The organism is Cytobacillus horneckiae, assembly GCF_002835735.1.
Classification (GTDB): Bacteria; Bacillota; Bacilli; order Bacillales; family Cytobacillaceae; genus Cytobacillus; species Cytobacillus horneckiae.
Genome location: NZ_PISD01000075.1, coordinates 1 through 14,087, shown reverse-complemented (window position 1 = coordinate 14,087; position 14,087 = coordinate 1). Strand labels below are relative to the sequence as shown.

The window sequence follows — 14,087 nt, the reverse complement described above, 5'->3', positions numbered from 1 at the left end:
TACACCTCATTATAGAAATGCGTAGGCGGACAATATGCCACCCGGACTGGAATAATTAGGATTAATTAAGCAACAACATGAGGTTATACTCGGAAGCAATCCATGTTAATTAATTTGGAATCATTTGAATGATGGTTTCTATTAAGACAGTTAATATCGGGATCGCCATTGCGAGAATAAAGATCTTTCCGGCCATTTCAATTTTAGCCGCCATGGCACCCTGTCCGGCGTCTTTTGTTATTTGCGAGGCAAATTCTGCTATATAGGCGATGCCAATAATTTTTAATATAGTCTCTAAATAAACCATATTAACGTTTGCATTCACGGCCAGCTTCTCAATCATATGGATAATCATATAAATTTGATCGATTAAATATAGAAAAATCGTACAGCCAACAAAAACAACAAGTAAAAAGGCAAAATTTGGCTTTTGTTCTTTTACTACTAATGCAAGGAAGGTAGCGATAAGTGCGATTCCAACTATCTTAAGAATATCAATGGCGCACCCCTCCTTTAGCCTTGAAATAAAAATACGGATTTGATTTTCTGAAAGAGATTATCAACTACTGATGCAACCATAAATAAAATATAAATAAAGCCAAATAATGTGACCCACTGGGCATACTCTTTTTTGCCTACTTGGTCAAGAATGGTATGCAAGAATGCAACGACAATTCCTACTCCCGCAATTTTAAAAATAATATCTACGTCCAAGCCCATTTCTTTCTCCTCCTATGCCTCTCACATATCAAGACATCATTTTTCATGATTACATTAATAAAATGATGAGCAGAAGACCTGATAAAAATCCAAGGCTTTTTGCCATCCTTTCATATTTGGCCTGCTTCTCATGCGCATCCGCTTCTTCTCTCTCAAGATGGGCCAATGTCAGCCTAATTTGCTTTTGCTGTGAAATGCGATCATGGCGACCCAATGTCTCGCCAAATTGCTTCATAATTTCATATTCACCGCCTTTTAATGCGGTTGTTTTCCATACTTCCTTTAAGCTGCCTTCCCATGCTTCCATCACGGTTGTTTCCGTATGTGTGAGCCTCTTGGAGAAGTGGTCAAAAAAAGTAGATATCGGTTTTGAAAGCTGAGCAGCTAACCTCCTGGAGGCTTCATGCAATGGTGTATGGCCATACATTATTTCAGCCTCCAATGATTGCAGTGCTGACTTCAATAGCCTTAACTGTCGTGGTCTTTCACTTAAACGCTTAGATACTTCAAATCCAACTAGCGTGGTGGCAACAATGATCAATACCGCTCCAACAAGTTTAATCATTTTAGTTCACCCACATTTTATGGCGAATTTCTTTTCCATCGGCATCTCTAATCCCTTTAATATTTCCTGGACCCACTCGGCGATCCAGTTCTATAAACCGTTCAAAAATATCTAAATTTAACAGAGGGGCCATAATGGGTCTCCGTTTTATGTCTTCAAAAGAATAGCCGTGTGTAGTAGTGATTAGTTTAATTCCAGCGTTGACTGCTTCCATTACAGCCTCAACATCCTCTTTGCTTCCCAATTCATCAACAATCAATATTTCAGGACTCATCGATCGAATCATCATCATCATCCCCTCCGCTTTCGGGCATGAATCAAGGACATCGAGACGCGCTCCAAATGTCATCTGAGGAATTCCACCGACACTGCCGGCAATTTCTGATCTTTCATCTACAATCCCTACTTTTTTGGCAGTAAATAATCCATTTTTATCCCCTGTGGAAGCAATTCTTGCGATATCGCGCAGCAGTGTGGTTTTCCCTGTTTGTGGTGCTCCGATAATCATCGTATGGAGCCAATCATCCTTTTTTAAGTAGGAGACAAGTTTCTCTGCACTGCCAATCTTTTCTTTTGCAATTCGAATGTTAAAGGAAGATACATCACGAATTGCTTTGACCTTGCCTTCTTCGAGAATGACTTTTCCAGCTAAACCGACACGGTGACCGCCTTCAATGGTGATATAGCCTCTCCTTAGCTCTTCTTCAAGCGTATAAATGGAGAAATGACTAATTTTATTCAATAAATGAATCGCGTCATTCGCTTCAACCTTATATGGTAAAAGGTGATATTTTCCTTTTTCTGCAATTTCCAATGGCTTGTTAATACGAACGCGAATTTCTTCCATTCCACTTAACTGTCGAGAAGGCAATTGCATGATCTGTTCACTTATAGTTTTTGGTAAAAATGCTAGAATGGATTCCAACTCGAAAGTCCTCCTTTACAAAGTCTGATGCCGCTGTTTTTATAGGACTAGCCTCTTATTAATTAAAATGTATGCCTCGTTTGCGACATTATGACAGATGAATTGCATCATGAAATAATTCTTGCTGAAGAGAGGGATAATAAAAGGAAATTGTTAATGCGGAGTGTGAACAATGAAATGAAATTGATAAAATTTTTAACCTTCACCTTTTTCTTTATTTTTTGTCTAAATGTTGCCGACACAGCAAAAGCATTTACTTTAGGAAAGTCGGCTCAACCGAAAAACGTGATTGTGATGATTGGGGATGGCATGGGTGCAGGACAGATTGAAATTGCCAGACAGCTGGAATACGGCAAGAATGGACGGCTTTTTTTAGAATCTCTTCCTTATACAGCACTTGTCCATACATATTCAGCCAATCGGATGATTACAGATTCCGCTGCAGCAGGCACAGCGCTCGCCACCGGCAAAAAAACAAATAATGAAATGATTGGCGTTACACCTGATGGAAAAGAGATCGATAGCATCCTTGATGCTTTTAAAACAAACGGGAAACGCACTGGCATATTAACAACCAATTCAGTAACGGATGCTACTCCTGCTGCTTTTTCAGCAAGCATAGCCAATAGATGGACAAACCAAAGTGACATTGCACGCCAGCAAATTGATCATGGCATTGATGTTATTATGGGCGGCGGTAAAAAATACTTTCGAGGAAATTTAATTGCACAAGCCAAAAAAAAGGGATATACAGTCATTGAAGACCAAATTGGATTGTCAAAGACTAAAGGGGAAAAAATTCTTGGCTTATTTTCACCGCACCATATGAGCTTTAAAATCGATCGCAAGCATTATAAAAGCGACGAACCTTTTTTATGGGAAATGTCAAAAAAAGCAATAGACACTTTAAATAATAAGAATGGTTTTTTCTTAATGATAGAAGGTGCGAGAATTGACCATGCTGCCCATTCAGCTGATTTAACGAGCGTATGGCTTGAAACAAAAGAGTTCGATGAAACTGTGCGGCAAGTAAAAAGCTGGGCTGAAAAGGATAGCCAAACATTAGTGATTGTCGTTGCTGATCATGAAACAATGGGACTGTCCGGAACTGAACCGTTAAATATCCGCTCATTAAAATCGGCCAGTGCCTCACCAGAATACATCGTCTCGCAATTTAAGGAAGCTACAGACGGCGCAGGATATGATAAAAATTCAATATATCAGGCGCTAAAGCAATATGCAGGAATGGAGTTATCTGATAGAGAAATCAACAAATTAAATCAGAGAATGATGAACGCACGAGGAAAAGTTTACACGAAAAACAAAGAGATTTGGGAGGTTGGCAGTTATATTGCTGAAAGAAATTATGCAGGCATTATTAGCAGGAAAATCCGCTCAATAAGCAGCGCGGGAGGTCATACAGGAAACCCCGTTATCCTGTTTGCCTACGGAACAGGTGCTGAGGAATTTCACGGCGTGATGGATAATACTGAGGTTCCAAGGAAAATTGCTGAACTAATGGGCTATGATTTATAAGGTGATGAACACTGTTTTGATAGACGTATTTTTGTGGGATCAAAACGAGATACGAACCGCATGTGTCTTATGGTAGCATTTTTCGAAATGCTGCCATTTTTATATGTATTGCATAGGTTTATACTTTTTATAAAATAAAAAAACATGCTAACCAAAATGGTTATGACATGTTTTTAAACAATACAATAAGCCGCTGTTGCCGCCGATTAATATGGAGTTTCATAACCTGCTCCACCAGGTGGGTGTTCGCAATTGTTTTCCTAACGTCCTACATAATGTAGGCATGTTATTCCTTCAATAATTTTGAACTCCCGTTATTTAAGTAAAGGTTGAAACTTCATATACAAACGTACAACGCAGCCTTCATACTAATTATCTTACTATAACAATCACTCAATGACAAGGAAAATAGAATATCCATAAAAAAACCGAAGCCAAAGCCTCGGATTTTTCATTTTATGCACGAGATACGTATGAAGCATCTGTCGTATTGATAATTAGTACATCGCCTTGATTAATGAAGAAAGGCACTTGCACACTTAGTCCTGTTTCAAGGATAGCCGGCTTAGTACCGCCTGAAGCTGTATCTCCCTTAATACCTGGCTCAGTTTCTGTCACTTCAAGCTCAACAGAATTTGGAAGCTCAACGCCAAGTGTTTCCCCGTGGTATAGCATGATTGAAACTTCCATGTTTTCTTTTAAAAATTTCAATTCATATTCAATTGCCGTTGCAGCTAGCTCGATTTGATCGTATGATTCTGTATCCATAAATACATGCTGGTCGCCATTAGCATATAAATATTGCATCTTACGGTTATCTATTTGAGCCTTTCCTACTTTTTCTCCTGCACGGAAAGTTTTTTCTTGGATTGCACCAGTACGAAGATTACGCAATTTGGAACGGACAAACGCAGCTCCTTTACCTGGTTTCACGTGTTGAAAATCCATTACGCGCCAGATGCTGTTATCCACTTCAATTGTTAATCCTGTACGAAAATCATTTACTGAAATCATGCAAAAAATCCTCCTAATTATAAAGTGAAACTTTTATCAGTGCGGTTTACTACACCGTCCACTGATTTTTAGCTGGGACCCGCAGGATGCGGGTCACTCAGGCGTTGCCACAGGATGTGGCGTACTTTTAGTCTGAGTTCTGATCATCAGGCTTTTACGGGCAATTAACCTCTCACTATCCTCGCCACGGATTCACATCAAGAAAACTAAAGCCGTAAGAATGTGGCACAATTCTCGAAAGTTCCTGAAGTGCTGGTCTTATTGCCCGTTAATCCGCGATCAATCATTAAAGAATGATTAACTCTTTTTTAGAGCTGTTAAGGTTCTCATTACCATCTTTTGTAATAATTGTATCATCTTCGATTCTTACCCCGCCGAGCCCTGGAAGATAAATCCCCGGCTCACATGTAACAACCATCCCTGGCTCAAGTACAATATCTGACTTAGAAGATAGCCCTGGGCCTTCATGAACTTCCAGACCAATGCCGTGGCCTGTTGAATGGCCAAAGTTGTCTCCGTAACCTTTTTCAGTAATATAGTCTCTAGTCAGTGCATCGGCTTCTTTACCAGTAATACCTGGCTTAATTCCCTTCATACCTCGCAATTGAGCTTCTAAAACAATATGATAGATCTCTTGCATTTTGGCATCAGGTTGACCGACAGCAACCGTTCTAGTGATATCTGAAACATAGCCATTGTAATACGCACCAAAATCTAATGTGACAAGCTCACCTTTTTCAATGACTTTATCACTTGCTACACCATGAGGAAGAGCTCCACGGTGACCGGACGCAACAATCATATCAAAAGACGATGATGTTGCCCCTTCTTTTCTCATAAAAAACTCAAGTTCATTCGCAACTTCAATTTCCGTTTTTCCGGGTTGAATAAAGTTAAGAATATGTGTAAATGCAGCGTCAGCAATATTGGCTGCTCCCTTTAATATCTTAATCTCTGATTCATCCTTAATCAAGCGTAACTTTTCTATTTCTCCCGATATCGGCACTAATTCTGCATCAATTGCCTTGTCAAACGTCTGATACGAGGAATAGGTTACATGATCTTGTTCAAAACCGAGCTTCTTAATGCCTAATTGCTGTACTAATGACGCCAGTTTCTCTGGAATAGAACCTGTATGTTGAACAACTTCATAACCTTGGCATTGTTTCCCCGCTTGTTCAGTGTAACGAAAATCTGTAATAAATAAAGCTTTATCATTGCTGATTAAAACAACCCCTGCAGATCCAGTGAAATTAGACATATAGCGGCGATTGTATGAGCTAGTAACAAGAAATCCATCAATTCCAAGTTTTTCGAAAGTTGCACGTAGTTTTTGTATTTTTTCCAAAGTGATCCTCTCCCTTATAAATCTTTTAAAGCATGAAAAGCCAATTCATAACCCTTTAAACCTAAACCAACAATTTGTCCGCGTGTGACTGCGGATATAACTGAATGATGGCGAAACTCTTCACGAGCATGAACATTGGAAATATGTACCTCAATCACCGGCACATTTATTGCTGCTATTGCATCTCTAATTGCATAGCTATAATGTGTAAATGCACCCGGATTAAAAATAACACCTGAAATCTTTTGTGCACCTGCATCATGCAGCTTGTCAATTAAAGCTCCTTCATGATTAGATTGAAAGCAATCAATTTCAATTTCAGCAGAAGCACCTAAATGTTTCATATTATTCTCAAGCAGCTCAAGAGTTTCAGAACCGTAAATACCCGGCTCACGCTGACCCAATAGGTTCAGATTCGGACCATTTAAAAGCAAGAATTTTTTCATGATTTTCTCCTGTGAATAATATTCAATATGATTATTCTATCACAAAATAATTCTAACTCACTACGGAATGATTTAAGTTTGTGCTTCTTTCTCCATCTTTTTTTGCTTTTTCAATTCACTCGTTTCATAAGAAATGGAATAACCGACAAAAATACCATATAAAAGGTATAAACAAAAAGATGTAATGATTGTATTCCTGCTTAATTCAGTAAAAGGAGCAATACTAGGAAAAATCGGATTGAGTATAAAAAAAACAAGCAGATAGATACCGACACCATAGGCCGCTCCAAACCACATACTTGTAAATTTTCTTAATGCAACATAATAAATCAGCGCGGCTCCAATTGAAATAACCCCAATTAATACAATGGCAATAACAATGCCGAGCCAGCTATCCTTCCATTCGCCAATTGTCCACGGATCTAAGATCACCCTAGGTCCTATTTCAGTAAAATTAAGCACATAACAGAGGTAGCCTAAACTGCTCCATAAAATGCCTCCTATAAATCCTGTTAGCACCGTCATATTCATTAACGACATTGGTTTTTCGCGTTCATTTTGTTCAAGTTCTTGATGTTCTTCACCCATTATATCCACCTCCGCTTTTATTATGTCCAATGCGGAAAAAACCATTGCATAATTGTAGGAAAATAATAATCAACTTCCTTTGTTCATTCTTTTTTCACATAATCCTAAAGGTTTTACAGCAACTCGAGTAGAATTTAAAATATATATAAATGGTGCTTTGTATTATCACAATTTATTTTAAAATTAATATTGATAATACAAGGATTATTAGAATAATATTTTTCTTAAGCAAATATTGCTTTATTTTTAAAAAATTGGGTAAGATATCATTAAAAGCAGCGTTTTTTCAAGCAACTTTCTTTTAAAACTAAGTTTAAAAGTTTTAAAAAATGCTCATCATGCTCATAGGGAGGTGGCTTTCTTGAAAAATCGGATTTCTTTTTATGTAGTCTCAGGACTGATTATCCTTGCTATCCTTGGACTAGGCGTTAAACTTGTCAATAATCCGACTGGTCTATTCCAAAGCATAGCAGTCATTGCTATTGTCGTAGCAGTAATCTATTTTATTGTGCAGCGAGTGAACCGAGCTAATCCCGGCAAGCGTGAGCACAGAGCATTTGCACAAGCAGCAAAAAAATCAAAGAAACGATTTAAAAATAAAGAGCAAGGCTCAGCAATTCAGCGTAAAGCAAAAACGGGCACATTAACATCGATCAAAAAATCGAAAAGGAAGTCTTCTACTACTCATTTAACTGTGATAGAAGGAAAAAAAGGCAAAAAGAAAAATCGGGCATCTTTATAGAAGCCCGATTTTTTAATATGTCCATTTTGATAAAAATTCTCTTGCCCGCTCTCTCCCCAATTTCAAAAGGTCATACTTCCCTTGTTGAGTCAGTTCAAACTCTGTAGCAAGGACGCCTTCTGTAGGAATAAAAATAATATTTTGTTCATGACTTCTGGAAATATAGCGTGAATCATGAGCATCTTTCATCGTTTCAAACAGCGCCTCAAACATTTTTATCGCATTTTTTATCTTTTTAGGAGGAATTTCATTAGTATTATTGCTAAGTTTCACTCCAAGCACCGGCCTTGTTTTCTTGACATTGTCCTTATCAAATAACCACATTGGAAAATTGCTGAGCACTGCGCCATCAACTATAATATTTGTAGAATGACCGGGGCCGTATAGTTTAACCGGTTCGAAAAAATAAGGCAGACTGCAGCTCATTCTAACTGCTTTAGCTACTGGAAATTTTGCTGGGTCAATTTGATATTTGTGGAGATCATCAGGTAGGACAACTAAGCGGCCATTAGTTAAATCTGATGCAATAATTCTTAAAGACTGCTGTGGTATATCAGCAAATGTTCGAATTCCCCTTGCTGCCAGCTTTTCACTAATCCACTTTTCCAATTCATTCCCTTTATATAATCCTAAGCTCCAATATAATAAAAACCATTTTGTAGCTGCAAACGGGATAACGGTTTTCCGTGGATCTAGGAATTTGTTCAAGTCCAGTTCATCCATCATCCTGGCGATTTCTTCACTTGAATAGTTTGCAATAATTAATGCGGCAATTAGTGATCCAGCACTAGTGCCAGCAACTCGCTTAAAGTGCAGCCCCCGATTCTCAATCTCTTCATAGGCGCCGATTAGTGCAAACCCTTTAATTCCACCGCCAGAAAACACACCATCTATTTCCATGTAAGCCACCCCCATCAATAACGTGCATTGACGTCCTATAACCCTTCCTTTATTAAAGTATTTGAGTGTGACTTGTTTTGTGATTAATGGGGTGAATACATATCGAAAAATAAAAAAGACAGGAGGATTATCACCCTCCTGTCTTTATTCATTTACAATCCGCATTTTAACTGTGCATTACAATTTGTGCATGTATTACAGCCGCCGATTTCTTTTACTTTTCCTTTTCGGCAAACCGGACAAGTATTTCCAACTTCTGATCCAATCGTAACATCTGTTGAACGAAGATCACTAATTGTATCTACAAGGACAACATGCTGTTTCGTTTTTTCTTTCGTCTCTAGTTCATCCTCAAATGTGTTTTCTTCTGCTTTTAATGTGAGCACTTGCGAATCACGGGAACCATCCACATAGACTGTACCGCCCTTCGCACCGCCACGATACAAGCGTTCGTATACTTTTTGAACCTGCTCTACACTATAGCCTTTTGGCGCATTAACAGTTTTGCTGATAGAACTGTCTATCCAGCGCTGAATGACACATTGAACATCAGCATGCGCTTCAGGTGCTAAGTCCATCGCAGCAATAAACCAGTTTGGCAGATTTTCAGGATTTGCACCTGGGTTTCTGTCTAAGTATTCTTGTACAATATCAGCCTTTACTTCGATAAATTTACCAAGGCGTCCGCTTCTATAATATGAGAATGAGAAGTATGGCTCAAGACCTGTTGAAACACCTACCATCGTTCCTGTTGAACCGGTTGGCGCAACAGTTAACAAGTGTGAGTTTCGGATGCCATGCTCCAGAATTGATGCTTTAATATCTTCAGGCATTTTTTCCATAAAGCCTGTTTTAGTAAACGCCTCACGAAGGCGGTTTGTTTCTTCCGCTGTTTCGCCAGTCAAGAATGGGAAGCTGCCTTTTTCTTGTGCAATTTCAACGGACGCACGATATGCAGTTGTTGCAATCGTTTCAAACACCTTGTCAATAAGAACGTTGCCTTCTTCAGATCCATATTCTGTTTCACAATAGATTAATAAATCATGGAGACCCATAACCCCTAAGCCAACACGGCGTTCACCTAGAGCTTGCTTTTTATTTTCTGCTAGGAAATATGGTGTCGCATCGATTACATTATCTTGCATACGCACACCGATTTCTACTGTTTTCGCTAATTTTTCAAAATTAACAGTTTTGGTTTCTTTATCCGCCATTTCTGCTAGGTTTACAGCCGCTAAGTTACATACGCTGTATGGTGCTAATGGCTGCTCACCGCAAGGGTTAGTCGCAACAACCTTTTGGCCATAGCTTTTCGCATTTGTCATATCATTAGCATTGTCGATAAAGAAAATTCCTGGTTCTGCTGAGTATGTTGCACATATATTAATTAAGTTCCAAAGCTCTTTCGCTTTAATTTTTCGATAAACGCGAACTTTATGGCCCATTTTTTTCCACTCGCGAACATCGCCGACCTCATGCCACTGTTCATTATAAATTTTCATGCGATCAGCGTCATAGCCTTCAACATCAGGGAAACGAAGCTCATATTCTGCATCGTTTTCAACTGCTTCCATAAACTCCTTCGTCAAGCAAACGGAAATATTTGCACCTGTTAGGAATTCTGAGTTATGAACCGTATACGTACCGCCTGCTTGCAATTTTTCCTCCGCATCTTTAATAATTTTCTCATTAAATCCGCCAAGACCAGGAATGGTTTTATAATTTGTAATCCCTTGGTACATTGCAATTTCCTGCTCAGTAAAAGGGGTGAATTTTAATTTTTCTTTCGCATACCTTTTAATCGTCTCGTCTTTTGTATTTTCTAATAAAAAGCGAAGAATTCTTGGGTTTTGCATTTTAGAAATAATAAATTCAATAATATCTGGATGCCACGTTCCCTACCGTCCCTTTCGGGATATTTACACTGCTGCGCAGTCGGACTAGACTATATCATCACCCTATTCTGCAATAGGGGTCGGGCGCTTATGAGAGTTTATTGTTGGGACTCACTCTCTAGTCGTTGAACCTTCGCCATTACCTTTGCCCAATGACGCTTGGCTGCAGATTGTCCAATGCAAAGCGTTTTTTAAAGCGTTCACGCTCACCGTTTCCAGTCACGTTGTCGCAGCTTTGCCTCTAAAGGATTTTCCTGCAATTCACCCGATTTTCCAGCCATTCATTGTCTGAACGGCGCGGACTACAGCATCTATTTAATCCGCTAACATGATCATTTGTGCACCGCGTCTTGATCCGCCTTGTTCAACAAGGTGTGTCAGTTTAGCAATATCATCAAGCCAAGATACAGATCCCGATGATTTACCGTTAACGCCTTTTGCTAAAGTATTTCGTGGTCTAAGCGTCGAACCGTTCGTTCCGACTCCGCCTCCACGGGACATAATTTCCATCACCTGCTTGCGATGTTCTGAAATTCCTTCACGTGAATCCTGGACGAAAGGCATTACATAACAATTAAAGTATGTTACCTCAGTATCCGCCCCAGCTCCGTAAAGCACACGGCCTGCAGGAATGAAATTTAAGCTTGCTAATTCATGATAAAATTTTTCAAACCATTCCTTTTGCTTTTCCTCTGTTTTTTCAACAGATGCAAGCCCTGTCGCGTTTCTTTTCGCAATTTGCTCATAATAAATTTCCAGCGGCTTTTCGATAACATCTAAGGATTTTTTAATAATGCCTGTTTCAACTTCTTCAGGATGGTCAAGCACACCTCGATAATCCTCTTCCACCTGTACAGTAGCCATTTTATTTTCCCAGTCAATTTCCATAATAAATCCTAATCCACGAGCAGGGAATTTAGGATCTTCTTTTATAGTTAAAACAACGAAGTCACCTTCTGTTAATGTTACTTTTTCAGTATCTTTGAAAGTATACCTGTCCAGCATGACAAGACGGGAAACTCCTTTGTGGGTTAATTTCATCTCTGGGGTAATTGGATGGACTTGTGGGAATAAACGTATGTCCTCATTTAACCTCTCAACATTTAGCTTCATTTTTTGTCCAGTAGCAACAGACATTATGACAACTCCTTCAATAAATAAAATCTGATTCTCTTTAAAAATTTATATTTATAATTAAAATAGCTGGTTTAAAGAATACCCTTACGTTATCATATCCAAACATAAAAAATCAATATATAGTGTTCTGATTATTTTCGACACTACTATATATTGTGTTAGATTAAGATAATTTTAAATTTGTCAAACATAAAAAAGAGGATAAGCATGAGGAAATGGACGTTTTAATTGGATTTCTATGCTTATCCATTTAATTTCAAGCAATTTTGCGGTTTGCACTTTTTCTGCCTTTTACAAACATTCGTTCAAAGCTTCAACCCAAAGGATTTCGACGCAGGTTCCAAATAAAAATGGCCACTGCGCCGAAATTTTTTTCTATATCTATCTTCTAAAGTTCCATTCATCGCTTTCATAACGCTCACGAGCAAGCTTTTCAACATATTCGCGTTCTTCATTAGTCAGCTCATATGGTTCTAGCTCTATATTCAGTCCCTCTTCAAAGCCCTTTTTAAAAGCTGCTTTTGCTTGATCATAGCTGACTTTTTCAGCAGTTAAATTATTTATGGCAACAGCCTTATTTTTAAAAGCACGCTGCATTCTTTCCTTTACTCGATCATTAGAATACTTAAAGAGGCTGAATAGCTTATCTTCATCTAAGTCTAACAAAATCGCACCGTGCTGAAGTATAACACCCTTTTGCCTTGTCTGCGCACTGCCAGCTACCTTCCTGCCCTCTACAACGAGCTCATACCAGCTCGGAGCATCAAAACAAACGGACGACCTCGGGTTTTTTAATGACGCCTTTTCTTCTTCAGAGCGCGGAACCGAAAAGTAAGCCTCCATCCCTAAATGGTGAAAGCCTTTCAACACACCTTCAGAAATGACTCTGTAGGCTTCTGTGACTGTTTTCGGCATCTCAGGATGTTCTTCCGAAACAATGACGCTATATGTAAGCTCATGCTCATGCAATACCCCTCGGCCACCAGTTGGCCGACGCACAAAGCCAAGCCCATGGCGCTCTACTGCATCCATATCAATTTCTTTCTCTGCTTTTTGAAAATAGCCGATTGAAAGTGTAGCTGGATTCCAGCCATAAAATCGAATAACAGGCGGCATTTTTCCTTCGCTATTCCACTCTAGCAAAGCTTCATCCAATGCCATATTATAGGACGGTGATCCCATACCTGAATCAATAAATCGCCAAACTTCCTTCTCCATATTAACCCTCTTTTACAAATAGTCTTTTACGAAACCATAAGCGTATCCTAGTCTACCAAAATTCACTCTAAAAAAAAAGCAATAGATTTTGGGAAATTGAACCGTGTTCGTTATGAAAACTGGGTTCTTTTTTGATATCACTTTTTGCTCTATTCTCGGGATAGCTGAGTTCTTTTTATGTTTTGATACCACTTAGGCTCACCACACACCCGCTGCTTTACATTTCGTTCATAGCAGATGATCGGCTGCAAGATACCTTTCTTAGGATACTGCCTTAATAAATATTTCGGCCTGAACGATCGAAATTTTTATATAAAAGTTTTTCTGAGATAACACGAATTATCCAATTGAAAAAAAATATCATCAATTCCTAATAAAAATTCTTCGTTTTCCTTTACGAAACATAGTAAAAACTTATATAATATATCTTGGCTTAAGCAAAGTGTGAAAGGAGAAAGATCAATTGTCTACACTTTATTTCCTGCTAATTATTATTGGAGCAATTATTGTTTATTCAGTCATTACGTGGCTATATCAAAAAAGAATCGTTAAAACTTTAACTGAACAAGAATTCAGAGAGGGCTATAGAAAAGCTCAGCTTATTGATGTACGTGAACCAAACGAATATGAAGGCGGACATATTTTAGGTGCAAGAAACATCCCATTATCACAATTAAAAACCCGTCTAATCGAACTGCGACAGGACAAGCCTGTTTATTTATATTGCCAGAGTGGCATGAGAAGCGGACGAGCTGCACAATTATTGCGCCGCAAAGGTTACCGAGATCTTTCTCATCTACAAGGCGGATTTAAAAAGTGGAGCGGAAAAATTAAAACTAAAAAATAAATGATTGGAGGCCCTGATTTTGGGCCTCTATTTTTTATTACGAGTTTCTGAGCCGTTCTCTATTTGCGATGCTCAGCCGTTTCTCACTCTTCATGGTATAATACTGGTTCGTTACTTTGAAGCTTGCCGTCTTCTGACGCTTTAGAGGAATAAACCTCGTTTCTTCACCTGAAGCTTGACGACTTCTGACGCTTTAGAGGAATAAA

The 14,087-nt window shown here is 38.7% G+C and carries 13 protein-coding genes, 1 other RNA gene and 2 pseudogenes; 3 read left to right on the top strand and 13 right to left on the bottom strand.

The features are described 5' to 3' along the window. Positions 1-109: 109 nt before the first annotated feature. From spoIIIAD to spoIIIAA, 4 genes are read right to left on the bottom strand one after another with little or no spacing between them, the layout of a single operon-like run. Positions 110-499, bottom strand: coding sequence for a stage III sporulation protein AD (gene spoIIIAD / locus CWS20_RS25090; RefSeq protein ID WP_066201090.1), 390 nt, complete (start codon positions 497-499; stop codon positions 110-112). Positions 500-513: 14 nt separating this feature from the next. Next, a complete protein-coding gene (gene spoIIIAC / locus CWS20_RS25085; RefSeq protein ID WP_066201092.1) occupies positions 514-720 on the bottom strand; it encodes a stage III sporulation protein AC in 207 nt (68 codons plus the stop codon). 49 nt (positions 721-769) lie between these two features. Continuing rightward, entirely contained in the window at positions 770-1,285 is a 516-nt protein-coding gene (gene spoIIIAB, locus CWS20_RS25080; protein ID WP_066201095.1) for a stage III sporulation protein SpoIIIAB, read from the bottom strand. A 1-nt stretch (position 1,286) separates the two neighbouring features. Continuing rightward, complete coding sequence (gene spoIIIAA / locus CWS20_RS25075; RefSeq protein WP_066201098.1) at positions 1,287-2,210, bottom strand: stage III sporulation protein AA; 924 nt, start codon at positions 2,208-2,210, stop codon at positions 1,287-1,289. Between the two features lie 177 nt (positions 2,211-2,387). Between spoIIIAA and CWS20_RS25070 the strand changes: the two genes are divergently transcribed. Further along, positions 2,388-3,746 (top strand): alkaline phosphatase, encoded by a 1,359-nt coding sequence (locus tag CWS20_RS25070; RefSeq protein ID WP_083957520.1) that lies wholly within the window; start codon positions 2,388-2,390, stop codon positions 3,744-3,746. Between the two features lie 183 nt (positions 3,747-3,929). On the opposite strand, the gene ssrS is transcribed toward CWS20_RS25070, so the two are convergent. From ssrS to CWS20_RS25045, 5 genes are all read right to left on the bottom strand, one after another. Further along, a non-coding RNA gene (ssrS, locus tag CWS20_RS25065) (6S RNA) lies at positions 3,930-4,112 on the bottom strand. 90 nt (positions 4,113-4,202) lie between these two features. Continuing rightward, positions 4,203-4,760, bottom strand: a complete 558-nt coding sequence (gene efp, locus CWS20_RS25060) for an elongation factor P (protein ID WP_066201101.1) — start codon at positions 4,758-4,760, stop codon at positions 4,203-4,205. 286 nt (positions 4,761-5,046) lie between these two features. After that, positions 5,047-6,108 carry a M24 family metallopeptidase gene (locus CWS20_RS25055; RefSeq protein WP_066201104.1) on the bottom strand — a complete coding sequence of 354 codons (1,062 nt, stop codon included), beginning with the start codon at positions 6,106-6,108 and terminating at the stop codon, positions 5,047-5,049. Positions 6,109-6,122: 14 nt separating this feature from the next. After that, the gene (aroQ, locus tag CWS20_RS25050; RefSeq protein ID WP_066201109.1) at positions 6,123-6,554 is read right to left on the bottom strand and encodes a type II 3-dehydroquinate dehydratase; all 432 of its coding nucleotides are present in this window, start codon (positions 6,552-6,554) and stop codon (positions 6,123-6,125) included. 72 nt (positions 6,555-6,626) lie between these two features. Continuing rightward, entirely contained in the window at positions 6,627-7,142 is a 516-nt protein-coding gene (locus tag CWS20_RS25045) for a YqhR family membrane protein (RefSeq protein ID WP_066201115.1), read from the bottom strand. Positions 7,143-7,494: 352 nt separating this feature from the next. Here CWS20_RS25045 and CWS20_RS25040 point away from each other — a divergent pair, with 352 nt between their 5' ends. Further along, positions 7,495-7,884, top strand: coding sequence for an SA1362 family protein (locus tag CWS20_RS25040; protein WP_276328341.1), 390 nt, complete (start codon positions 7,495-7,497; stop codon positions 7,882-7,884). A gap of 12 nt (positions 7,885-7,896) precedes the next feature. Here CWS20_RS25040 and CWS20_RS25035 read toward each other — a convergent pair whose 3' ends face one another. The 4 genes and pseudogenes from CWS20_RS25035 to CWS20_RS25020 all read right to left on the bottom strand — a co-directional run bounded on the left by CWS20_RS25035 (position 7,897) and on the right by CWS20_RS25020 (position 13,034). Continuing rightward, entirely contained in the window at positions 7,897-8,784 is an 888-nt protein-coding gene (locus CWS20_RS25035) for a patatin-like phospholipase family protein (protein ID WP_066201121.1), read from the bottom strand. A gap of 152 nt (positions 8,785-8,936) precedes the next feature. Further along, positions 8,937-10,676 (bottom strand): annotated as a pseudogene (locus CWS20_RS25030) (vitamin B12-dependent ribonucleotide reductase); the annotation flags it as partial. 321 nt (positions 10,677-10,997) lie between these two features. Then, positions 10,998-11,816, bottom strand: a pseudogene (locus CWS20_RS25025) (ribonucleotide reductase barrel domain-containing protein); the annotation flags it as partial. Positions 11,817-12,197: 381 nt separating this feature from the next. Then, complete coding sequence (locus tag CWS20_RS25020; protein WP_066201124.1) at positions 12,198-13,034, bottom strand: lipoate--protein ligase family protein; 837 nt, start codon at positions 13,032-13,034, stop codon at positions 12,198-12,200. Positions 13,035-13,497: 463 nt separating this feature from the next. Here CWS20_RS25020 and CWS20_RS25015 point away from each other — a divergent pair, with 463 nt between their 5' ends. Continuing rightward, entirely contained in the window at positions 13,498-13,881 is a 384-nt protein-coding gene (locus tag CWS20_RS25015) for a rhodanese-like domain-containing protein (protein ID WP_066201127.1), read from the top strand. The last annotated feature ends 206 nt before the right edge of the window (positions 13,882-14,087 follow it).

Coding starts and splice junctions, on each gene's coding strand:
- spoIIIAC (WP_066201092.1), bottom strand. CDS start 720: ATGGGCTTGGACGTAGATATTATTTTTAAAATTGCGGGAGTAGGAATT.
- spoIIIAB (WP_066201095.1), bottom strand. CDS start 1,285: ATGATTAAACTTGTTGGAGCGGTATTGATCATTGTTGCCACCACGCTA.
- CWS20_RS25070 (WP_083957520.1), top strand. CDS start 2,388: ATGAAATTGATAAAATTTTTAACCTTCACCTTTTTCTTTATTTTTTGT.
- efp (WP_066201101.1), bottom strand. CDS start 4,760: ATGATTTCAGTAAATGATTTTCGTACAGGATTAACAATTGAAGTGGAT.
- aroQ (WP_066201109.1), bottom strand. CDS start 6,554: ATGAAAAAATTCTTGCTTTTAAATGGTCCGAATCTGAACCTATTGGGT.
- CWS20_RS25045 (WP_066201115.1), bottom strand. CDS start 7,142: ATGGGTGAAGAACATCAAGAACTTGAACAAAATGAACGCGAAAAACCA.
- CWS20_RS25035 (WP_066201121.1), bottom strand. CDS start 8,784: ATGGAAATAGATGGTGTGTTTTCTGGCGGTGGAATTAAAGGGTTTGCA.
- CWS20_RS25020 (WP_066201124.1), bottom strand. CDS start 13,034: ATGGAGAAGGAAGTTTGGCGATTTATTGATTCAGGTATGGGATCACCG.